We start from the raw sequence: 21,573 nt of genomic DNA, 5'->3' as shown, positions 1-21,573 counted from the left end.
CATGAAACTCGTTATCGGCGACAAGAATCTGTCATCCTGGTCCATGCGTCCCTGGGTGCTGCTCAGGCATTTCGGCATTCCGTTCGATGAAGCGCTCATCCGGCTCGGCCAGCCCGGCACCAAGGCGAAGATTCTCGATGTGACGCCGTCGGGCAAAGTGCCGTGCCTCATCACCGATAGCGGCGAGACAGTGTGGGAATCGCTCGCCATCATGGAAACGCTCGCCGAACGGTATCCGCAGCATGCGCTCTGGCCGCGCGATGCCGCCGCCCGCGCGCATGCGCGCAGCATCAGCGCGGAGATGCATGCGGGCTTCGCCGACTTGCGCCAGAACATGCCGATGCACATCACGACGCGCGAGCCCGGCATCGGCGCGACGCCCGGCACGCTCGCGGATATCGCGCGGATCGATGCCATCTGGACCGGCTGTCTCGCGCAGTCGAACGGGCCGTTCCTGTTCGGCGATTTCTGCATAGCGGACGCGATGTTCGCGCCCGTCGTCATGCGCTTCAACTCGTATGCGCCCGCCATCAGCGAAGGCGCGCGCGAGTACGCGGCTCGCGTGACGGCGCTGCCGGCCGTGGCCGCGTGGATCGACGATGCAAAGAAGGACGACGCGCGATGAATATTTACGCGGTAGGCGGCGCGATTCGCGACGCGTTGCTGGGCGTGCCGGTGGTGGACCGCGATTACGTGGTCGTCGGCGCGACGCCCGAGCAAATGGTCGCGCAAGGGTACAAGCCCGTCGGCAAGGACTTTCCGGTGTTCCTGCATCCGGTGACGCACGAGGAATACGCGCTCGCGCGGACCGAGCGCAAGACGGCGGCGGGCTATCACGGCTTTCAGTTCTACTATTCGCCGGATGTGACGCTGGAGGAGGACTTGGCGCGCCGCGATCTCACGATCAACGCGATGGCGCGCGAAGTGAACGCGGCAGGCGAGCTGACGGGCCCGGTGATCGACCCGTTCGACGGACAGAGCGACCTGAGCGCGAAGCGTTTCCGGCATGTGGGCGATGCGTTCATCGAAGACCCGGTGCGCATACTTCGGCTCGCGCGGTTTGCGGCGCGTTTCGCGGATTTCACCGTCGCGCCGGACACCGAAGCGTTGATGAAGAAGATGGTCGCAGCCGGCGAAGTCGATGCGCTCGTTCCCGAGCGCGTGTGGCAGGAGATTTCGCGCGGGCTGATGGAGAAGCGGCCGTCGCGCATGTTCGAGGTGCTGCGCGGCTGCGGCGCGCTCGCGCGGATTCTGCCGGAAGTGGATGCGCTCTGGGGCGTGCCGCAACGCGCCGACTATCACCCGGAAGTGGACACGGGCGTGCATGTGATGATGGTGGTCGACTACGCGGCCTCGCAGGGCTATGCGCTGCCGGTGCGCTTTGCCGCGCTCACGCACGATCTTGGCAAGGCGACGACGCCCGACGATATCTTGCCGCGACACATCGGGCATGAGGGACGCAGTGTCGACTTGCTGAAGCCGTTGTGCGAACGCCTGCGCGTGCCCAACGAATGCCGCGATCTGGCGCTGCTCGTCGCGCGGGAGCACGGCAATATTCATCGCGTGATGGACATGGGCGCGGCGGCGCTCGTGCGGCTTTTCGAGCGCACGGATGCGCTGCGCAAGCCGGCGCGCTTTGCCGAGGCGCTTCAGGCTTGTCTCGCGGATGCGCGCGGGCGGCTCGGGCTCGAGCACAAAGAGTATCCGCAGGCCGAGCGGCTGCGCGAGGCGCTTGTCGCGGCGCGGTCGGTCGATGCCGGGGCGGTGGCGCAGCGGTTCGCGCATGAGCCTTCGCGGATCAAGGATGCGGTGCATGAGGCGCGGGTGGAGGCGGTTGGGAGCGTGTTGAGCGGGGGCCGCTCGGGGGCGCTTTCTTCTTCTTGAACTTCGTGTGCTTGTTGGTGATTAGCGCGCTGTTCTTTCTTTCGTGAAACTTGTATTCGTGTCGGTCTATTAGCGTTGCCCCTCCCCGGGGCGGGGGTTACTTTCTTTGCTGCTGCAAAGAAAGTAACCAAAGAAAGCAGCTTTTTCTTGGCCCGCAGCAGCAAAAGCCTGGTCACTCCGCAGAAAAGCATTGGCACTCAGCTTGAACCAACCTTGAATCACCCTCCGCGCCCGCTGACTGCCACGTCCTCCGAGCCCCTTGGCTCGATAAAACCAGCGGGACACTTTGCATCACTAGAAATGGATTCGACGAGGACCAATGCCGTAGGCGCCGCGCGCCGCATGCATGCCTCAGCTCGCCCCTGATGACGATGCTTCTGGCGCAATCTCTTGCCAATCTTCTTGGCTTGCCACGTTTCCATTTCCAAGCACAGCCGCTGTGCCCTGTGGGTGTCGTTGAGCGGCAATGCTTGTCGCGCATCGACTTGCACGTCGTCGCCTTGCTTGGCTGACGATGTAGCCACATTGAGCGATGTAGCCACTTTGAGCACAGCCGTTATGCCGGGGTGAGTTCGATCAAGCGGCGAAGCGTTTGCCGGTCCTTTAGCACGCCGTTCATCACGCTCGGCTTGCCATATGTTCGTTTATAGCGAAGCCGTTGTGTCCCACTGGTTTTATCGAGCCAAGGGGCTCGGAGGACGTGGCGCTCAGCGGGCGCGGAAGGTGATTCAAGGTTGATTCAAGCTGAGTGCCAATGTTTCTCTGCGGAGTGACCACGCCGTAATTGCTGCGGGCCAAAAAAAGCTGCTTTCTTTGGTTACTTTCTTTGCAGCAGCAAAGAAAGTGACCCCCGCCCCGGGGAGGGGCAACACTAATAGACCGACGCGAAAACAAGTTTCACCGAAACAAACCGTCAGAAGACCAAGCACTATTGCGGAGCTAGGCCGAGCTGAAAGACAAAAAATCAAAGCGCCCGAGCAATCAAAGAAAGCAAAATAGAAATGACCACCGTAGACATGAACGGAAACGAATACTCCCGCCCAAAAATCCGCAAAGTAAAATCCCCGGGCAACCGCCCAATGCCAAACTTCCTAAGCCAAGGCATCGACCCGGAAAGAATCGCAAGCGCGATAAACGTCGTGACTACCCAGCGAATCATGACCGCAGCCTCATAACGCGTGCGAACGATCGCCCGCAGCGAATGCATCGAGCGTGCCTTCGATGCCGCGCGAAAACGCGATTACCTTGAATAGCTCGCCCATCTCCGCTTCCGAAAGCAGCTTCTGCACCGCATTCGCCGCAGGCAGAAATCGCTTCACGTCCGAAGGATCGAGCGCGCTGAGCGCATCGGTAATTCCGGCGTTAAGAAGAAACCGCGCCTGCGACGTAAAGCCAAGCAAATCCGCACCCGTTTCCACGCCAGCCTCCGCGATGCCCGTGAACTCGACGTGCGCCGTCAAATCCTGCAATCCCGGATAAAGGAACGGGTCCGCATGCGCGCGATGCCGGTAATGACACATCAACGTGCCCGTCGCGCGCTGCGCGTGATAGAACTCGCGTCGCGGAAAGCCATAGTCGATGAAAAACGCCGCGCCGCGCGTGAGCATCGTGCAAACCGTCTTCGTGAACGCGAGCGCGGCCTCGTGCGTCTCCGTCAGGTATTCGGTGAATGGCTCGTCGTCGTTCGCTTCGTCGATGGCCGCGTCGATCAACTCGATCTGCGCATCCGCCGTAACCGCGCGATCGTCGAAAGCGAAGCCTTCGCTCTGAATCACCACGCCGCGTTCATGCCACGCGCCCAGCTTGCGCACGACGAGGCGAACCGGCATCGCGTCCAGCACTTCGTTGCCGATCACCACGCCTTCGAACGCATCGGGCAGCGCGTCCAGCCATTCGACCTTCGCGGCCTGAGCCGACGCTTGCGCTTCGATCGTCGCGCGCTGACGCTCGCGCAGTTCGCCGGACAGATCGACGATCGCGTAACCGTCGATTTCCACGCCAAGGTCGGCCAGCGCCGTCAGCAAACCCGCCGCGAGCTTGCCCGTGCCCGCGCCGAATTCCATCACGCGTCGCGTGCCGCTCTCCTGCAAAGCCTGCGCGATGGGGCGCGCAAGCGTCGTCGCAAAGAGCGGCGACAACTCGGGCGCGGTGATGAAGTCGCTGCCATCGTCGGCGCGGCGGCCGAATTTCATGGCGCCGCCGCTGTAGTAGCCGAGGCCGGGCGCGTACAGCGCGAGCTCCATGTACTGGTCGAACGGCAGCCAGCCGCCCGCCGCCGCGATGCGTTCGCGTATCACTTCAGTCAGCGCGGCCGATTGCGCGAGCGCGTCGGGGCCGGGAGCAGGTAAACTATCGGTTGGTCGATTCGGATTCATCCCAGTATTGTAAATGAGCGCCTCCACGCCGCTTTCTCCCGCCAATTCGCCGCCTTCGGGCGTGAATGCGCCTCTCGCGTCGGCGTCATCCACGCAGCGCAAGCGCGCCGTGCTCGTGACGGGCGCGGGAAAGCGCATCGGGCGAGGCATCGCGCTGGAATTCGCGCGGCAAGGCTGGGACGTCGCCGTGCATTACGGCCGCTCGGAGCAGGAAGCGCGCGAAACCGTCGCGCAAATCGAGTCGCTCGGGCGACGCGCGGTGGCGCTGAACGCGGATCTCGGCATCGAAGCGGAAGTCGCGCGGCTCGTGCCGTCGTGCGTCGAAACCTTCGGCGCGTTGCATTGCGTCGTGAACTGCGCATCGCGTTTCGATGAAGACACCGCCGCGGACTTCGGCTACGCGAAGCTCATGCAGATGACCGCCGTCAACGTCGCCGCGCCGCTCACGCTCGCGCGCACGCTGCACGAAGCCACGCCCGATGCCGCCGAAGACGACGAATCGCTGCGCGCCGTGGTCATCAACGTGCTCGACCAGAAGCTCTACAACATGAACCCGGATTACCTGTCGTACACGCTGACGAAGGCGGCGCTCGACACGGCTACCGTCGCGCTCGCGCAGGCGCTCGCGCCGAAACTGCGCGTCGTCGGACTCGCGCCGGGGCTCACGCTGATCTCCGCCGCGCAGACGCCCGAATCGTTCGAAGCGGCGCATCGTGTGACGCCGCTCAAGCGCGCATCGACGGTTGCGGACGTGGCGCAGGCCGCGTGCTATCTGGCGAACGCGCACGGCGTGACGGGCACGACGCTCGTGGTCGATGGCGGCCAGCATCTCGTGCCGAGCCCGCGCGACGTGATGTACATGATCGGCGCGGAAAAAACCTGAACCGCGCCGCGATAACTATTGGATAACGCCATGCTTGCCGCACTTTCTCATCCCCGGCTGACCGATTGCCGGCGGCTTTTCCTGCGCAACTACGAAGTGCGCATCAATATCGGCGTGCATGACTTCGAAAAGCGCGGCGAGCAGCGCGTGGTGTTCAATGTCGAGCTATTCGTGCCGCTCGCGCTGTCCACGCCCGTCGCGGACAAGCTCTCCGAAGTGGTCGACTACGACTTCATGCGCTCGACCATCGCGGCGCGCGTGAATCGCGGTCACATCCACCTTCAGGAAACGCTGTGCGACGACGTCGCCGCCGCCTTGCTCGCGCATCCGAACGTGCGCGCGGTCGCGGTATCGACGCAAAAGCCCGACGTCTATCCCGACTGCGACGCGGTGGGCGTCGAAGTCTTTCGCATCAAAGAGGAACGAGCATGAACGCGCGTGAAGCCATGGAACACGCAGAAGAGCAGAAGCCCGCGCGCGAGGCGTTGACCAAGCGCCAGCAGAAGGAAGCGTACGAGAACAACAAGCTCTTCAAGCGGATCGTGCGTCAGGTCGGGCAGGCGATCGGCGACTTCAACATGATCGAGCAGGGCGACAAGGTCATGGTCTGCCTGTCCGGCGGCAAGGACAGCTACGCGATGCTCGACATTCTCATGCGCCTGCGCGAGCGCGCGCCGATCGACTTCGATATCGTCGCCGTCAATCTCGATCAGAAGCAGCCGGGCTTTCCCGAGCACGTGCTGCCCGAGTATTTAGCCAAGCTCGACATTCCGTTTCACATCGAGAACCAGGACACGTACAGCATCGTCAAGCGACTGGTGCCGGAAGGCAAGACGACGTGTTCGCTGTGCTCGCGGCTGCGGCGCGGCATTCTGTATCGCGTGGCGGGCGAACTGGGCGCGACGAAGATCGCGCTCGGGCATCATCGCGACGACATTCTGCAAACGCTTCTGCTCAACATGTTCTACGGCGGCAAGCTGAAGGGCATGCCGCCCAAGCTGCAATCCGACGACGGCAAAAACGTCGTGATTCGTCCGCTCGCCTATGTGAAGGAAACGGACCTCGAAAAGTTCGCCGAACTGCGCGAATTTCCGATCATCCCGTGCAATCTGTGCGGCAGCCAGCCGAACCTGAAGCGCGCGGAAATGAAGGCGCTCATTCGCGAGTGGGACAAGCGTTTTCCGGGGCGCGTCGAGAACATGTTCAATGCGCTCTCGAACGTAGTGCCGTCGCATCTGATGGATTCCGCGCTCTTTCCGTTCGCGAGCCTGCGCGCCACCGGCGAGGCCGATCCGCAAGGCGATATCGCGTTCGACGAAGAACCGTGCGCAAGCGAACCGTCAGCATCGCGAAACGCCATTTCAATTGTTCAGTTCGACGATCTGTGAAAGCCTGTAGAACGAGACGCGGCGTGGCTTCCGCGGGCGTTTTCGAAAAAGTTCGCATGCTATATTGGCGCGACCTGAACCCTGCAAGACTCAAGCGATGAACATCGTGATCCTGGCTGCCGGCATGGGCAAGCGCATGCGCTCCGCCCTGCCGAAAGTCCTTCATCCTCTGGCGGGCCGGCCGCTCCTCGCGCATGTCATCGACACGGCGCGCACGCTGTCGCCCACGCGCCTCGTCGTGGTGGTCGGACACGGCGCCGAGAAGGTGCGCGAAGCCGTCGGCGCGCCCGACGTGCAATTCGCCGTGCAGGAGCAGCAGCTCGGCACGGGGCACGCCGTGCATCAGGCGCTGCCGCTTCTGGATTCTTCCGTGCCTACGCTCGTTCTGTACGGCGACGTGCCGCTCACGCGCGCCAGCACGCTGAAGCGTCTGCTCGACGCCGCCGGCACCGAACGCTACGGCGTGCTGACCGTGACGGTGGACGATCCGACCGGCTACGGGCGCATCGTGCGCGACGCGGACGGCGCGGTGCGAAAGATCGTCGAGCAGAAAGACGCGAGCGAAGCGGAGCGGCGCATCACCGAAATCAACACGGGCATCGTCGTTTCGCCGACGCGCACGCTCGAACAATGGCTCGCGTCGCTGAAGAACGACAACGCGCAAGGCGAGTTCTATCTGACCGACGTGGTCGAGCGCGCCATCGAAGCGGGCGTCGAAGTCGTCACCGCGCAGCCGGACGCCGAATGGGAAACGCTTGGCGTGAACAGCAAAGTGCAACTGGCCGAACTGGAGCGCATTAACCAGCGCAACGTCGCGTATGCGTTGCTCGAAGCGGGCGTGACGCTCGCCGATCCGGCGCGCATCGACGTGCGCGGCACGCTCGAATGCGGCGCGGACGTGACCATCGACGTCAACTGCGTGTTCGAAGGCCGCGTGACGCTTGGCGACAACGTGAGCATCGGGCCGAACTGCGTGATTCGCGATGCGTCGATCGGCGCGGGAACGCGCGTCGAGGCGTACACGCATATCGAAGGCGGCACGGCCGGCGCGAACGTCGTGCTCGGACCGTACGCGCGGCTGCGTCCGGGCGCCGTGCTCGGCGACGAAGCGCATGTCGGCAATTTCGTCGAAGTGAAGAACGCGGTGATGGGCCGTGGCTCGAAGGCGAATCACCTCACGTATATCGGCGATTCGGATATCGGGGCGCGCGTGAACGTAGGCGCGGGCACCATCACTTGCAATTACGACGGCGCGAACAAGCATCGCACCGTGATCGGCGACGACGTGTTCATCGGCTCGGATACGCAGCTCGTGGCGCCGGTGCGCGTGGGGCGCGGCGTGACCATCGCGGCGGGCACGACCGTCTGGAAGGATGTCGGCGAAGGCGAACTGGTGCTCAACGAGAAGCGCCAGGTCAGCAAGACGGACTACATCCGGCCGACCAAAAAGAAAGTGTGAAGCGCGCGAGGCCGGGCCGGAAGGCTCGGCTTTTTTTCATTGTGCGTTCGGTTTTGACATCAAAGGAATAACGCCATGTGCGGAATTGTCGGCGCGGTTGCGCAACGGAATATCGTCTCGGTGCTCGTCGAAGGATTGCGGCGGCTCGAATATCGCGGCTACGACTCGTGCGGCGTGGCCGTGCTGAGCAACGGCGAGCCGCGCCGGGCGCGCAGCGTCGCGCGCGTGTCGGATCTCGACGCGCAAGTGCGGGAAACGGGCATCGGCGGCATGACCGGCATTGCGCATACGCGCTGGGCGACGCACGGCGCGCCCGTCACCGACAACGCGCACCCGATCTTTTCGCGCGATACCGTCGCGCTGGTGCATAACGGCATCATCGAGAACTACGAGTCGCTGCGCGCGATGCTGCGCGACAAGGGCTACGAGTTCGTGTCCCAGACGGACACCGAGGTCATCGCGCATCTGATTCACAGCATGTATCGCGGCGATCTGTTCCAGACCGTGCGCGAGGCCGTCAAGCAACTGCACGGCGCGTACGCCATCGCGGTAATGCACAAGGACCAGCCGCATACGGTGGTGGGCGCGCGCCAGGGTTCGCCGCTCGTCGTGGGCGTGGGCGAGGGCGAGAACTTTCTGGCATCGGACGCGCTCGCGCTCGCCGGCAGCACGGACCGCTTCGCGTTCTTGGAAGAAGGCGATGTCGTCGAGATTTCGCTCGATGGCGTGAAGATCGCCGACCGCGACGGCCTGCCCGCAGAGCGCGAAGTGCGCGTCGTGACGGCTTACGGCGGCGCGGTGGAACTCGGGCCGTATCGTCATTTCATGCAGAAGGAGATTTTCGAGCAGCCGCGCGCGATCACGGACACTATTCCGCAAGCCGACAGTTTCGAGCCGCGTCTCTTCGGCGAGGAAGCGAGCGACGTGTTCGCCGGCATCGACAGTCTCCTGATTCTCGCGTGCGGCACGAGCTATTACTCGGGGCTGACGGCGAAGTACTGGCTCGAATCCATCGCGAAGATTCCGACGCAAGTCGAGATTGCGAGCGAGTACCGCTATCGCGAGTCGGTGCCGAATCCGAAGGCGCTGGTCGTCGTGATCTCGCAGTCGGGCGAAACCGCCGATACGCTCGCCGCGCTCAAGCACGCGCAATCGCTCGGACACGCGCATACGCTCGCCGTCTGCAATGTCGGCACGAGCGCGATGGTCCGCCAGACGGAACTCGCGTTTCTGACGCACGCGGGGACGGAAATCGGCGTGGCGTCGACCAAGGCGTTCACGACGCAGCTCGTCGGCCTGTTCGTGCTGGCGGTGACGCTGGCGAAGATGCGCGGCCGCGTCGATGCGAAGCAGGAAGCGGCGTATCTCGGTCAGTTGCGTCACTTGCCGGCGGCGTTGAATAGCGTGCTGGCGCTGGAGCCGCAGATCATCGCGTGGTCGGAAGAGTTCGCGCGCAAGGAAAACGCGCTGTTCCTCGGGCGCGGCTTGCATTACCCGATCGCGCTCGAAGGCGCGCTGAAGCTGAAAGAGATCTCGTATATCCACGCGGAAGCGTATCCGGCGGGCGAACTGAAGCACGGGCCGCTCGCGCTCGTGACGGAGGCGATGCCGGTTGTGACCGTCGCGCCGAACGACGCGCTGCTGGAGAAGCTGAAGTCGAACATGCAGGAAGTGCGGGCGCGTGGCGGCGAGCTTTACGTGTTCGCGGATGCGGATACGCGCATCGTCAGTGAGGACGGGATTCATGTGATCCGGATGCCGGAGCACTACGGGGCGCTGTCGCCGATTCTGCATGTCGTGCCGCTGCAGTTGCTCGCGTATCACACGGCCTGCGCGCGGGGTACGGATGTCGACAAGCCGCGCAATCTGGCGAAGTCGGTGACGGTGGAGTGAGTTGTTAGCGTCGGCTTCCTAGCTCGAAAGCGTCTCTTCGGAGGCGCTTTTTTTGTGCCCGTCGAGCGCGTCGCTGTGGACAACCCTGTGACCACCGCAGCGCGAAACCTGTTCGCCGTTTCTGCATAAGTCTGCGCCCCGTAGAAGGCGCTGAAAGTTGTCCTCTCGTCGCGCCGTAAACTGCGCTGCCATACCGAAGTTGTTTACTTCGCAAGTGTCTGAAGCGAAACGCGAGAAGCGGGTTATCCACTGTTTCATGGGAGGCTTGTTAACTACTACCACATATACATATGCGATTCTTTTGTTTACTTAGACGCGCGGTTGGGCTGCTGAGAATCGAGGCTTGCAACAGAGAAGCGGGAACGGCACAAAAATAAGACGTCGTATAACATGTAGGCCACAGAAGCGCCGTGCAATGGTACGTATGCGGGTTAACTCGGCTGTTCTAACCCACATCAACGACGGTACGCTAGATAAGACGTCAGACAACTAACCGCCAGACGCAAACTTCCCGAAGCGCGCAGCCACCTCAAGGAGGCACCATGCCGTCGTCGACCCCGTACCAACCGTTGCCCAACGCCTTCAGGACTTCACTACGCGCCCGCGAGAAGCTCATCGGCTGCTGGGCGTCGCTGGCGAGTCCGATCGTCACGGAACTGCTTGGCGTCGTCGGCTTCGACTGGATGCTGCTCGATGCCGAGCACGCGCCCAACGACACGCTCACGCTCATCCCGCAACTGATGTCGCTCAAGGACAGCGTGAGCGCGCCGGTCGTGCGGCCGCCCGCGAATGAGCCCGTCGGCATCAAGCGGCTGCTCGACGCCGGCTTCGTCAATTTCCTGATCCCGTTCGTCGACAGCGCCGCCGACGCCGCGCGCGCGGTCGCCGCGACGCGCTATCCGCCCGAAGGGATTCGCGGCGTGTCGGTCGGGCATCGCGGGAACCGCTACGGCACGGTCGCGGATTACTTCAAGATGGCGAACGACAATATCAGCGTCGCCGTGCAGATCGAGAGCCGCGCAGCCGTCGATGCCATCGACGAAATCGCGGCCGTGGACGGCGTCGATGCGCTTTTCGTCGGTCCATCGGATCTCGCCGCCGCATACGGTCAGCTCGGCAACGCGAATCATCCGGACGTGCAGGCGGCCATCGCGCACGTCTTCGAGCGCGCGCACGCGGCCGGCAAGGCGAGCGGCATTCTCGCGCCCGTGCAGCAGGACGCCGAGCGTTATCTGTCGATGGGCTGTACGCTCGTCGCAGTGTGCGCCGATCTCGGCATGCTCAGAAACGCGGCGCAGGCCGTGAAAAAACACTTCATCGCAGAATAGGGCGCGAGCGGCACGCTCACCCGACCAGAACCCGAACACAAGGAGCAGATTCATGGCGACGAAAGCAGGCTTCATCGGACTCGGCATCATGGGGCATCCCATGGCGGCGAATCTCGTCAAGGACGGCGTTGAGCTGGCCGCGTTCACGCGCAGCGGCGTGCCGGCCGAACTGACGCAGGCGGGCGCCACCGCGTGCAACAGCCCGGCAGAAGTGGCCGAGAAAGCCGACATCGTCTTCCTGATGGTGCCGGACACGCCCGATGTCGAGCGCGTGCTCTTCGGCGAGAACGGCGTCGCGCAATCGCTGCGCGCCGGTCAGATCGTCGTGGACATGAGTTCGATTTCGCCCATCGCGACGCGCGAGTTCGCGGCGAAAGTTCGCGAGCGCGGCGCGGATTATCTGGATGCGCCCGTGTCCGGCGGCGAAGTCGGCGCGAAAGCGGCATCGCTCACGATCATGGTCGGCGGCGCGCAGGCCACGTTCGACAAGGTCAAGCCGCTCTTCGACATGATGGGCAAGAACGTCTCGCTGATCGGCGATGTCGGCGCGGGACAGGTCTGCAAGGTCGCGAATCAGGTGATCGTCGCGGCGACCATCGAGGCGGTCGGCGAGGCGCTCCTGCTTGCGTCGAAAGCAGGCGTCGATGCGGAAAAGGTCCGCACGGCGTTGATGGGCGGCTTCGCGTCGTCGCGAATTCTCGAAGTTCACGGCGAGCGGATGACCAAACGCACCTTCAATCCCGGCTTCCGGATCGAACTGCATCAGAAGGATTTGAATCTGGCGCTCTCGACGGCGCAATCGCTCGGCGTCTCGCTGCCGAACACGGCGACGTGCCAGGCGCTCTTCAACGCGTGCGCGGCGCACGGCGGCAAGGCGTGGGATCACTCGGGGATGGTGCGGGCGCTCGAGCTTCTGGCGAACCACGAGATCGGGCAGGGGGCGAAGTAAGGGCGGTTCGCGCTTGCATGCGTGGGAGGCGTTCAACCGGACGGCGCGGAACCACGCATCCCGCTGTCGCAACGCGGGCAGTAGGATCCTAAAGCCGGCCGGTCGCAAGGCCAGCGGCGCGAGCGGCCGACGACTGGGAGCGCCTGCGCACGAAGAGGCGATGACGCCCGGAGCAGTCGTGGTCTCCCAGAAGCGGCGTAAGCGTGTTACGCCTTCAACGACTCAAGATGAGCGGCTTGCTCTCATGCGAAGCCGAAATGGATGCGGCACCCCGCTCGCAGAGCGTTTTCCGAGTGCGCGCGTGACGCTCGATGCCCACGGCGCGTGGTCGCTTGCCGAGCCTTCGGTCTGTGCCGCGAAAGAACCGCGTCTCGGTCTACGCGGGCGATCCGTGCGGTGCGCAGAAAGGCTACTTGGAGCTGTGCACTATCGAATTCCGAACTCGATTACGACAACGGACCGCCTTGTCAGTTTCCAGTCTTTAAGAATTTTCGACTGTCGCCGAGCCGGCCGACTGTTTAAGATTGGCGGATTTCTCCCTCCACGCGTGTTCGACAGCGGATCTCCCACGAGCTCGGACGAGCCGCCTCGGCAGAAACGGTCACCGCAAAGGACCTCTGAAATTAAACAAAGAAGATGCTGGGGCCCGTATTAACTCATCCGAAAGACCGGCCGCAACTCGGCGCGTAGTAGGGTTTCACCAGTTCGAGGCAATTCCTTGGTGAGAAAAATCGGTGGCGCGCACGACGGCAAGGAAGCGCAAATAGATTCGACACACGATGGGATGCGCAAGCATCGCCTGCGCTTGCCACCGTTGAATGCTGTGAAGGCATTCGAGTCTGTGGCACGTCTCGGATCACTCGCGCAAGCAGCGCATGAATTGAATGTTACGCCGTCCGCAGTTAGTCAACAGATCAAAACACTTGAGGACTATATCGGTCGAAGGCTGTTCGTTCAAAGGAAACAGCGGCTCGATTTGACTGAAACCAGCCGGATGGCGGTTGCTGATATTTCACATGCGCTTGACCTCATCATGCGAGCATTCCAGCCGAAAGAGGAGCGTACGTCGCGTGTGGCCGTCAGCGCGCTGCCAGCATTCGCGAGCCGCTGGCTCAACCCGAGGCTGCCAGCCTTTCTGAAGGGGAATCCTGAGATAGAACTGTACGTGGACGGTTCGCAACGCCTTGTTGACTTCTCGAACGAATCATTTGATATGGCCTTTCGATTCGGCGCAGGAAAATATGAAACTTTAAGCGCTGACCTTCTGTTCAAGGAGCGATTCCAGGCGGTATGTGCCCCGTCAGTCAAACGAGAGATAGAAGAATTCATCGCCCAAGGACGGCTCAATAAGATCTGCTTCATACTGGACGTCGGTATGCGATCCGGAGAGCAGGTTACTTGGGATGACTGGTTCGAAAGGCGAGGGTTTCCGCCGATCACGCTTGAGCGAAAGATGGTTTGCACTGATGCCAACGCTTCGATAGAAGCAGCTGTCAGCGGCTGTGGACTGTTGCTTGGTCGTCACTTGCTCATTGGTAATTTGCTCGAGCAAGGCGCCCTAACGCCGCTCGACGAATATAGCTTCGAAACAGAACTGGGCTATTTTCTTGTCTATCCCTCCTTTGTCGGTTTGTCGCCTATGGCCCGCGCGCTGCGCGATTGGGTGCTGAGTCAAGCCGTTCAGACGCATCAGAAACTGGACCGGCTCGCAGGATATTGAGATACGGAAAATTTCTAAGTATCCCGAAGAAAAACTAAATTCTCAGCAGACTTCGACGCTCCCATAATCGTGCATATCGGCAGTCGACTGCGAGGCACGAATGAACGAATGGGCGTTTATCAAAGAAGGGTCGCTAATACGCGAGGTACAGAGACGCGGTCACTTGTTAGCGGGGGTTAGCAAGGGGATCGTTGGCCTTTCTTATTGCGACGATTCGAATCCGTCGTCGGCGCATTGGCGTGGCTTCGATGTCGACCTCGCCCGTGCTGTCGCTGCCGCAGTCCTTGGAGACGCGACGGCCATCCAGTTCCAGCCAATTACTCCGGATCAGCGGTGCGTCGCGGTGGAGACGGGGCGGGTGGATATTGGAACATTCAACGCCAGTGCGACGTTAGGCCGAGAGTTGCGCTATGGGGTCGTCTTTCCACAAGCCATGTTGTACGACGGCGAAGCGCTTATGGTTAAGGCGTCAGACATGGTTGACGTTGCTCCCACCGTGGGTGTCGCTGCGCTGCGCAGGCGCGTCGTTGCGGTGCAACGCGGAGCCACGACGGAAGTAAATCTTGAACGCTACTTTGGCGCGCGTGGGCTCGCATACACGATGCGGCCTTACGCGACGCCAGCTGAGGCGCTCCGGGCGTATGCCGAGGGCGAGTGTACGGTGTACGCACTCGACCGCATTCCATTGACGGGGGAGCGCCTGCGTCTTCCCAACCCGCGCGGTCATATCATCCTCGATCACCAGATCTCCAAGGAAGCGATGGGCCCGGTGGTTCGCTACGGCGATCCGGCGTGGCAGCGCGCCGTCACATGGATCATGCGTGTCCTAATCGAAGCCGAGGAACTCGGAATCGATAGCCGGAACTGCAATCAACTTGCGGCTAGCGGGCCGGCTTACATTCGTGATTTTCTACATCCCCTCAGGGAAACGTCTCAGGCGCTCGGACTGCAAGACAGCTTTCCGTTGCGCATCGTCCAGCAGGTCGGGAACTACGCCGAGATTTTCGCGCGCAACCTCGGCGATAGGTCTGCCCTGAACCTGCCCAGGAATATGAACGATCTATGGTCGCGAGGCGGGCTGCTAATGTCGCCAGACTTTCACTAGCGGCAGGATCAAGGCCGCGATGGCGGTGTGGCTAACTTGAGGCAAAAAGCAACGAGACGAACATGACGACAGTCCAGAGAGCAGACCAGCCTGTTGACGACCGTTCTAGCGTGTCGCCAAACCGAGGAACTATCGTGCTTGGAGTCGCCGCCAGCGATCCGCATGTGGTCGCCAATCATCTGATTGCGATGTATCTCCGTCGTCAACGATTCAAGGTGATTAATCTCGGTGCATGTACTCCGACCGAGGAGTTCATGAAAGTGGCGAGCGAGGTCGATGACCTGGTTGCCATTTTGATCGGCAGTCTGAATGGCCATGCCAGGGCAGATCTAGCCGACTTGCCTGAATGGCGCGCTCGCTACAACGTCTCAGCGCCGGTCATGGTCGGCGGGAATTTGTCCGTTGGTGCGATCAAGAATGACCGAGTTATCGATGACTTGCATGCGCTTGGAGTTGACATGGTGCTTCGCCATCCGAGAGACGTCATGCATGTTCTATCTGATCGGACGCCCGCGCAACTGTCGCGGTAGATCAAGGTGCAAGCATAGTAGGCGAATAAAAATATGAAAGGAGATTGAGTGTGAGATATTCCCCCGTCAGGATCGCTATCGCTGGCGCGACAGGCGCCGTAGGAAAGGAATTGTTGCGCCTCATGGAGGAGCGCAATGTCGATGCGGAGCTGGCAGGCGTCGCGGCGTCGAGCCGATCAGCCGGGCAAGAAGTGCGTTGCCGCGGTGAGAGCCTACGTGTCGCTGATCTAGAGCACTTCGATTTCAGCAAGGTCGACCTCGCCTTCTTCTCGGCGGGCTCCGCTGTAAGCCGAGTCCATGCACGGCGCGCGGCCGCGCAGGGCGCGTTAGTCATCGACAACACCAACGCCTTTCGCATGGACGACGACACGCCGCTCGTGGTGCCACAAGTCAACGCCCGGCGCTTAGCGACGCGTCCGCAATCGAACATCATCGCGAATCCGAACTGTTCCACGATACCGGTTGTGCGTTTGCTGGATCCGGTTCACAAGGTGAATCCTGTGCTCAAGGTCATCGCGTCGACCTATCAAGCTGCTTCAGGTGCGGGACTCACGGGACTTGACGAACTCGACGAATCCATCAAGGAGGTTCTGGACGACTCACCGGGGCAACCAGTGCACCGGCGCTTCGTCGCTCCGCTGGGTTTCAACGTAGTTCCGTCCATTGATGTTCTGGAGGAGGACGGGTTCACGTTGGAGGAACGCAAAATGGTGCAGGAAACACGCAAGATCCTCGATGCGCCGGCAATCCATCTGAGCGCAACCTGCGTACGTGTGCCTGTGCGCAATTGCCACAGCGCAGCGGTCTACGTCGAATGCGGCGGGCCGCTTGATTTGGCGGACTTGAAGAGACTCTGGCGTGACGCTCCCGAGATTCAAGTGTACGACGGCGTTGACGCGGCTGACTTCCCCTCACCGCGCGTGATCGGCTCGTCTGATCTTGTGCATGTTGGTCGGATTCGTCGCGATCCGGAAAATCCGAACGCCTTCTGGTTTTGGGTCGTCTCCGACAATATTCGTATCGGCGCAGCGCTCAACGCTGTGCAAATCGCCGAAACGCTGATTAGTCAGCAGCGGTTCGACATCCGTAATCCCAGCCGCCTCATCAGCGTTTGAGTCACCGAATCGATCTCGGCATGAGGAACAATCATCTTTTCCGCGTTATGAAGTTTGGCGGCTCGTCGTTCGCTGATGAAGGGCGCATGCGTTCCGTCTGTCAGTGGGTTAATCGCGAACTCGCTCATAGGGGTCCCGCGCATAGGATCGTATGCGTGGTGAGCGCGCCAACCGGGCTGACCGAGCAGTATCGAGACACCCTGCTTGGCCTCAATGCAGCTACGCCCGATCGCTTGATCGACGCAGGGCTTCCCCTTGCGGATAGCATTGGTGCCGTTCTTTTCGCCGCTGCCCTGCACGCTTCGGGTCTCAGGGCAACGGTCTTGCTTGGCAGTCAGATCGGATTACGGACAGATTTGAACTACACGCGCGCTCGCCTGCTCTCGGTCGATGTCCGGCGTCTGGCTGATTCGTTCCAAACGCACGACGTCATCGTAATTCCGGGAGGCCAGGCGTCTGCTCAGGAGACCGGTGAGACGACCTGGATGGGAAAGAACAGTTCCGATTTGTCGGCTATAGCACTCGCCGCCGCTTTCGGTTGCGAGGAAGTTGAGATCTGCTCTGATGTTCCCGGCGTCTATAGTTGCGACCCCAATCTCGTAGCAGATGCGCATCTATTGCCAACACTGTCTTATCGACAAGCGAAGACGATGTCACTCTGCGGAGCCAAGGTGCTGCATCACCGAGGCGTGGAATATGCCGATGAACATGGCATTCGCATCGTCTGCCGAGCGAATCATGGCGACTTTGGCGTTGGCACAGTCATCGATGCACACTCGCCGTTCATACCTGCGGTCATTCCCGATACACGCTCTCGCGCCTTCGCTGGCGCACACGATGAGCGGAAAAGAGGCGCTGCCGCTCTTGTGCAAGCTGACGTACCGCATCTCAGTCTGGAGGGTGCCGACGGTGACGGCAAACTCGTCGTGACATGTGGGTTCTTCGACTCGCAGCGATTTCTTATTGAAGACCTTGGTCTGGCACTGAAACCGGACGATGCTCGGCTTCTCACCATCGCAATGGCTGACGGAAGCGTTTCGCACGAATTAGTCGCGTCGCACGCATTGGCTGGTCGCACTCTCGCACAGCACATGCGCCACTGCTCGCAGGAGACCGGCAACAGTTTGTTGGCTTCCAGCCGAGCTGTACCGTTCGACAGAAGACTTGCAGTGTGGGGGCAGACGGAGCACGAGCGTCATGTTTGACCAACATCTTCAATACGCAACGCACTTGCAGCTTGAGACGCCCGATGCGGATGAGGTCATCGATTACCTGCACCGCCTGCCCAAGCAAACTGTTCACGCCCGGCTGCTGGAAGCGCGTCGCCATAACCGCATGTTGGTTCAACCCCGATGTGGAGTTGGAAGTCACGAAGGTATGCGTGGTTTGATCGGGGGGCTCGAGGCTATTGCTGCGCCGGATATCGCGACGATCACCATCGATGCGCACACTCGGCTCAAGCGATTCGAAATCGCCGCTCGTCTAGCCCGTGAAGAGCCACAAGAATTGAACGGCTATCCGCTGGTCGCACATGGATGGCGCCTTGGCAGGGAGCTTAACGAACTCGTCATTGCTCCCGTGCAAGTCCGTCATGGCTCCCCGGATCCCCGGTTGCTATTTGAGGTCGCCGTGGCCTCAGGTTTCAGCGCGTTCGAGGGCGGAGGTATCGGGTACAACATTCCGTATTGCAAAGACGTGCCGTTGCGCGATTCGCTCAATTGGTGGGCCGATGTAGATGCGAAGTGCGGTGAGCTCGCACGCCAGGGCGTGATAGTGGACCGGGAGTTCTTCGGCACCTTGACGGCAGTCTTGATGCCACCGTCCATTCAATTGGCCATGGCTTTCCTGGAGGCGACCATGGCGCACACAGCGGGCGTTCGTTGTCTCTCCATTGCTGTGTGCCAAACCGGTCACATCGTTCAGGACATCGCGATGTTGCGCGCAATCCCCCGCCTAGCCGCAACGTTATTGCCCGACTGCGTGGACTACGTGTTTCCGGTGTTTCATCAATTCATGGGTGCGTTCCCTCACGAGAGGCACGATTGCGATGCGCTCATTCTCCGAGGCGCGATGGTTGCCAAGGCGGGTGGCGCCATCAAGACAATCAACAAGACTTATCAGGAGTCGGCAGGTGTGCCTTCGCTCGAGGCTAACGTGAGCGGAGTGCTGATGAGCAAGGCAGCGAATAGTTGGATTCTTGACTTGGTCGATACTTGCAGGGATTCTGTCGAGGAAGAATTGGCTTGGATACTCGATGAAGTCACTGCGCTGCTTTCGCCAGTGCTCGAGGCAGACGATTTGATTACGTCAATCGTTGACGCCTTTCAAAACGGTCGGCTGGATGTACCGTTCAGTGCTAGTCGACACGCGCTTGCGCAAGTCGTACCCATGCGCGCACCCGACGGCGCGATCCGTTTGTTCGATTTTGGAAAGTTGCCTATTCCGTCGCATTTGAAGCGGCGTCATCGCAATGCGCTAGACCATGTGAACGACGACGACATTTTCCACAAACTTGAAGCCGACATCATGTGGTTCTGCCGCCATCAGAACCACGAGCTAATCACCCCTGCGGGCGTCGCCTGACTTCATATTTTCCCTTATTGCCTGGAGCATTGCCTTTGAAGACACATCGCCTGACAGAAGCGCAAAAAGCGGCGCTTACCTCTGCGTATGCATCGATTGCATTACCTCACGAAAACTATCCCAAAGCGCTCGCTAGTCTATATCGGGTATTTGCCGGATTATCCGACGATCTGATAGAAGACATTTTCCGATTTGCGCGCGATCCGTCGAGTCCCGGTGTCATGCTGATCGACGGACTTCCTATTGACGAATCCCTGCCTGCCACCCCGGTCAGGGGACAGCCCGGGAGTACGCTCGCGGACACCTCCGAAAAGTCTTTGCTAGGACTGGCCCAACTGATCGGAGTTCCGGTCGGTTATATGTCGGAGAAGTCTGGACAGATTGTTCACCATGTCGTTCCGATGCCAGGTGGTGAGTACACGCAATCCAATCGCAGTTCGAAGATCTTCCTGAATTTCCATAACGACTCAATGTTCGACGAGTCGATGGTGTTCAATTCGCATAATCCGGACTTTCTATTGCTGCTTTGTCTGCGCGCGGATAAGGCCGGCACTGCGCGAACGCTATATGCGGATGCACGAGACGTGACGACCCTTCTGGACGCGCAGGCGCACGCGATCTTGCGTCAACCGCGTTTTCGGATGGCGGCGCCCAGCAACTACACGTTGTTGATCCGCGGTGCGGCTGACGGCGAAAAGGTCTGGTCGGCACCCGTCCCGGTCCTATCGGGGCCGCATACTCACCCGGAAATCTTCATCGCCGCTAATGGAGTTCAGCCCCTCGATGCAGAAGCGGAGCGTGCCTTGAAAAAGCTGCTCGACGCCTGTCAGCGAATCGGTGAAAGCAACGGCATTGGACTCAAGCCAGGACAAGCGCTGTTGATCAATAACCGAAAAGGCGTGCACGCGCGAAGCGCTTTTTCGGCGTCATACGACGGTTCGGATCGGTGGCTCCTGCGGGCAAACATACGTAACAACCTGTGGGATATACGCGATCGTGCCACCGAAAACAGCTTGGTATTCGCGTGATCTGGGCCACGGCGAAGCAGTTTGAGAGGAGTAAATCAATGAGTGAACAACACGAACCCTATATTTTGATTCTTGGCGGCGAGTTCCCACTCCGAGAAAGAGTGCTAGCTGGAGCGCTGCGCGCAGGCAACGGATTGCGTGTCTTTACCTTGGCCAAGGCGCGCACTTCCAACACCATCAAGTTTTTTGACGGATTCATTGCTGGCGATGTGTCCGATCCCGAAGGCGTGCTTTCGGCAGTGCTGCTGTTCGAAAGAGAGCACGGGGCTCGCCCGGCAGCTGTCATTCCGATGAACGATTTCACGGTGCGTAGTGCCCTTGAGGTTTCGCGCCATTACGGACTCAACTACAACTCAGCCGAAACCGTAAATAGATGCCGCGATAAGTACCTCATGAAACAGGTGCTGGCCGGAGCTGGCTTGCCGGTGCCGCGTTTCGGCGCGTTCAGGACGCTCGACGAGTTGAAGGAGCTGGCGCGTGAGTTCGGTATGCCTGTGGTCATCAAGCCTCGCGAGCTCGCGGGAAGTGTCGGCGTGATAAAGGTGACGAGCTTCGATGCACTCGCATCTGCGTTTGAGCAGTGCGTAGCAGATGTCAAGGCGCTCAACGGAGCCTACATGACGCCCGAAGACGTCTTCGTGGTCGAGGAATATATCTCTTCCCGTAATGAGGTGAGCGTCGAAGTATTCAACCAGGGCGACGTGCATCGCGTGATCGCGGTGACGGACAAATATCTCGGGCCGGAGCCTTATTTTGTCGAGACCGGCCACTCCGTGCCGTCCGTCCATAGCGACAACGAGAAACTTCGCGATGTGGCGGAACGCGCGTGCGAGGCGCTTGGTATTCGCTACGGCATTGCGCACTTCGAGGCGCGCATCACCGAGGCCGGCGAGGTGCGAATCATCGAAGTTGGGGCGCGCACAGGCGGCGATGCGATCATGGATCTGGTTGAGCGTAGTTATGGAATCAATCCGTATCAATTACACGTGGCCTCATACCTTGGAATACCGGTGAATCTGCCGGAAAAACTGCCGTCGCGTGGGCTTGCCGCAATTTCGTTCCTCAAAGCCCAAGAAGGCGTGATCGCGCACGTGAAGAGTCCAAAGGAACTCCCGGAGATAGTCGTCAACATGCAAATCACCGCAAAGCCTCTGGATGTTTCAGAGAAGCCGCTATCGTGGCGAGCCCGCGAGGGGTCGGTCGAGTTCTTCTGGAAGGGAAGGGAGCCAGAGCAGAGGTTCTCTGACCACCTGCGATTCGCCCAGCGACTTTCTCAAGAGATTTTCTCTGTCAGGCAGCCCGGCGGGTAGGACAAGCGAATCAGGGTCTCGCG

The 21,573-nt window shown here is 60.8% G+C and carries 18 protein-coding genes and 1 pseudogene; 17 read left to right on the top strand and 2 right to left on the bottom strand.

The genetic code is table 11. The features are described from left to right. The first annotated feature begins 1 nt into the window (after nucleotide 1). Both JYK05_RS12545 and JYK05_RS12540 read left to right on the top strand, forming a co-directional pair. Complete coding sequence (locus tag JYK05_RS12545) at nucleotides 2-625, top strand: glutathione S-transferase family protein (RefSeq protein WP_206467195.1); 624 nt, start codon at nucleotides 2-4, stop codon at nucleotides 623-625. Beyond that, entirely contained in the window at nucleotides 622-1,884 is a 1,263-nt protein-coding gene (locus JYK05_RS12540; RefSeq protein WP_206467194.1) for a multifunctional CCA addition/repair protein, read from the top strand. The genes JYK05_RS12545 and JYK05_RS12540 overlap by 4 nt, the downstream gene beginning before the upstream one ends. Nucleotides 1,885-2,848: 964 nt before the next feature. Here the strand turns inward: JYK05_RS12540 and JYK05_RS12535 are convergent. Both JYK05_RS12535 and JYK05_RS12530 read right to left on the bottom strand, forming a co-directional pair. After that, nucleotides 2,849-3,043 carry a DUF2905 domain-containing protein gene (locus JYK05_RS12535; protein ID WP_175940549.1) on the bottom strand — a complete coding sequence of 65 codons (195 nt, stop codon included), beginning with the start codon at nucleotides 3,041-3,043 and terminating at the stop codon, nucleotides 2,849-2,851. A 10-nt stretch (nucleotides 3,044-3,053) separates the two neighbouring features. Next, the gene (locus JYK05_RS12530; RefSeq protein ID WP_206467193.1) at nucleotides 3,054-4,259 is read right to left on the bottom strand and encodes a class I SAM-dependent methyltransferase; all 1,206 of its coding nucleotides are present in this window, start codon (nucleotides 4,257-4,259) and stop codon (nucleotides 3,054-3,056) included. Nucleotides 4,260-4,272: 13 nt separating this feature from the next. On the opposite strand from JYK05_RS12530, the gene JYK05_RS12525 reads away from it, so the two are divergent. The 15 genes and pseudogenes from JYK05_RS12525 to JYK05_RS12455 all read left to right on the top strand — a co-directional run bounded on the left by JYK05_RS12525 (nucleotide 4,273) and on the right by JYK05_RS12455 (nucleotide 21,550). Next, nucleotides 4,273-5,142, top strand: coding sequence for an SDR family oxidoreductase (locus tag JYK05_RS12525; RefSeq protein ID WP_206467192.1), 870 nt, complete (start codon nucleotides 4,273-4,275; stop codon nucleotides 5,140-5,142). A 30-nt stretch (nucleotides 5,143-5,172) separates the two neighbouring features. Continuing rightward, nucleotides 5,173-5,574, top strand: coding sequence for a dihydroneopterin aldolase (locus JYK05_RS12520; RefSeq protein ID WP_175938461.1), 402 nt, complete (start codon nucleotides 5,173-5,175; stop codon nucleotides 5,572-5,574). Further along, entirely contained in the window at nucleotides 5,571-6,530 is a 960-nt protein-coding gene (gene ttcA, locus JYK05_RS12515; RefSeq protein WP_206467191.1) for a tRNA 2-thiocytidine(32) synthetase TtcA, read from the top strand. Before JYK05_RS12520 ends, ttcA begins: the two co-directional genes overlap by 4 nt. A 97-nt stretch (nucleotides 6,531-6,627) precedes the next feature. Continuing rightward, nucleotides 6,628-7,989, top strand: a complete 1,362-nt coding sequence (glmU, locus tag JYK05_RS12510; RefSeq protein ID WP_206467190.1) for a bifunctional UDP-N-acetylglucosamine diphosphorylase/glucosamine-1-phosphate N-acetyltransferase GlmU — start codon at nucleotides 6,628-6,630, stop codon at nucleotides 7,987-7,989. Nucleotides 7,990-8,064: 75 nt separating this feature from the next. Further along, complete coding sequence (gene glmS / locus JYK05_RS12505) at nucleotides 8,065-9,882, top strand: glutamine--fructose-6-phosphate transaminase (isomerizing) (RefSeq protein ID WP_206467189.1); 1,818 nt, start codon at nucleotides 8,065-8,067, stop codon at nucleotides 9,880-9,882. Between the two features lie 542 nt (nucleotides 9,883-10,424). After that, nucleotides 10,425-11,210 carry a 2-dehydro-3-deoxyglucarate aldolase gene (garL, locus tag JYK05_RS12500; RefSeq protein ID WP_206467188.1) on the top strand — a complete coding sequence of 262 codons (786 nt, stop codon included), beginning with the start codon at nucleotides 10,425-10,427 and terminating at the stop codon, nucleotides 11,208-11,210. Between the two features lie 16 nt (nucleotides 11,211-11,226). Then, a pseudogene (locus JYK05_RS12495) lies at nucleotides 11,227-12,159 on the top strand (2-hydroxy-3-oxopropionate reductase); the annotation flags it as partial. A 721-nt stretch (nucleotides 12,160-12,880) separates the two neighbouring features. Beyond that, a complete protein-coding gene (locus JYK05_RS12490; protein WP_241269909.1) occupies nucleotides 12,881-13,879 on the top strand; it encodes a LysR substrate-binding domain-containing protein in 999 nt (332 codons plus the stop codon). 100 nt (nucleotides 13,880-13,979) lie between these two features. Then, entirely contained in the window at nucleotides 13,980-14,984 is a 1,005-nt protein-coding gene (locus JYK05_RS12485; RefSeq protein WP_206467186.1) for a transporter substrate-binding domain-containing protein, read from the top strand. 62 nt (nucleotides 14,985-15,046) lie between these two features. Further along, nucleotides 15,047-15,514, top strand: a complete 468-nt coding sequence (locus tag JYK05_RS12480; RefSeq protein ID WP_175938355.1) for a cobalamin-dependent protein — start codon at nucleotides 15,047-15,049, stop codon at nucleotides 15,512-15,514. 50 nt (nucleotides 15,515-15,564) lie between these two features. Then, nucleotides 15,565-16,629, top strand: coding sequence for an aspartate-semialdehyde dehydrogenase (locus JYK05_RS12475; protein WP_206467185.1), 1,065 nt, complete (start codon nucleotides 15,565-15,567; stop codon nucleotides 16,627-16,629). A gap of 20 nt (nucleotides 16,630-16,649) precedes the next feature. Continuing rightward, nucleotides 16,650-17,834 carry a hypothetical protein gene (locus JYK05_RS12470; RefSeq protein WP_206467184.1) on the top strand — a complete coding sequence of 395 codons (1,185 nt, stop codon included), beginning with the start codon at nucleotides 16,650-16,652 and terminating at the stop codon, nucleotides 17,832-17,834. Next, on the top strand, nucleotides 17,827-19,212 hold the full coding sequence (locus JYK05_RS12465) for a hypothetical protein (protein WP_206467183.1): 1,386 nt from the start codon (nucleotides 17,827-17,829) through the stop codon (nucleotides 19,210-19,212). Before JYK05_RS12470 ends, JYK05_RS12465 begins: the two co-directional genes overlap by 8 nt. 35 nt (nucleotides 19,213-19,247) lie before the next feature. Continuing rightward, nucleotides 19,248-20,240: a TauD/TfdA family dioxygenase gene (locus tag JYK05_RS12460; protein ID WP_175938349.1), complete on the top strand. Its 993-nt coding sequence runs from the start codon at nucleotides 19,248-19,250 to the stop codon at nucleotides 20,238-20,240. A gap of 38 nt (nucleotides 20,241-20,278) precedes the next feature. Continuing rightward, nucleotides 20,279-21,550: an acetyl-CoA carboxylase biotin carboxylase subunit family protein gene (locus JYK05_RS12455; RefSeq protein ID WP_206467182.1), complete on the top strand. Its 1,272-nt coding sequence runs from the start codon at nucleotides 20,279-20,281 to the stop codon at nucleotides 21,548-21,550. The last annotated feature ends 23 nt before the right edge of the window (nucleotides 21,551-21,573 follow it).

The sequence above is a fragment of the Caballeronia sp. M1242 genome, assembly GCF_017220215.1.
Taxonomy (GTDB): Bacteria; Pseudomonadota; Gammaproteobacteria; order Burkholderiales; family Burkholderiaceae; genus Caballeronia.
This window is presented reverse-complemented; position numbering and strand designations above follow the sequence as displayed.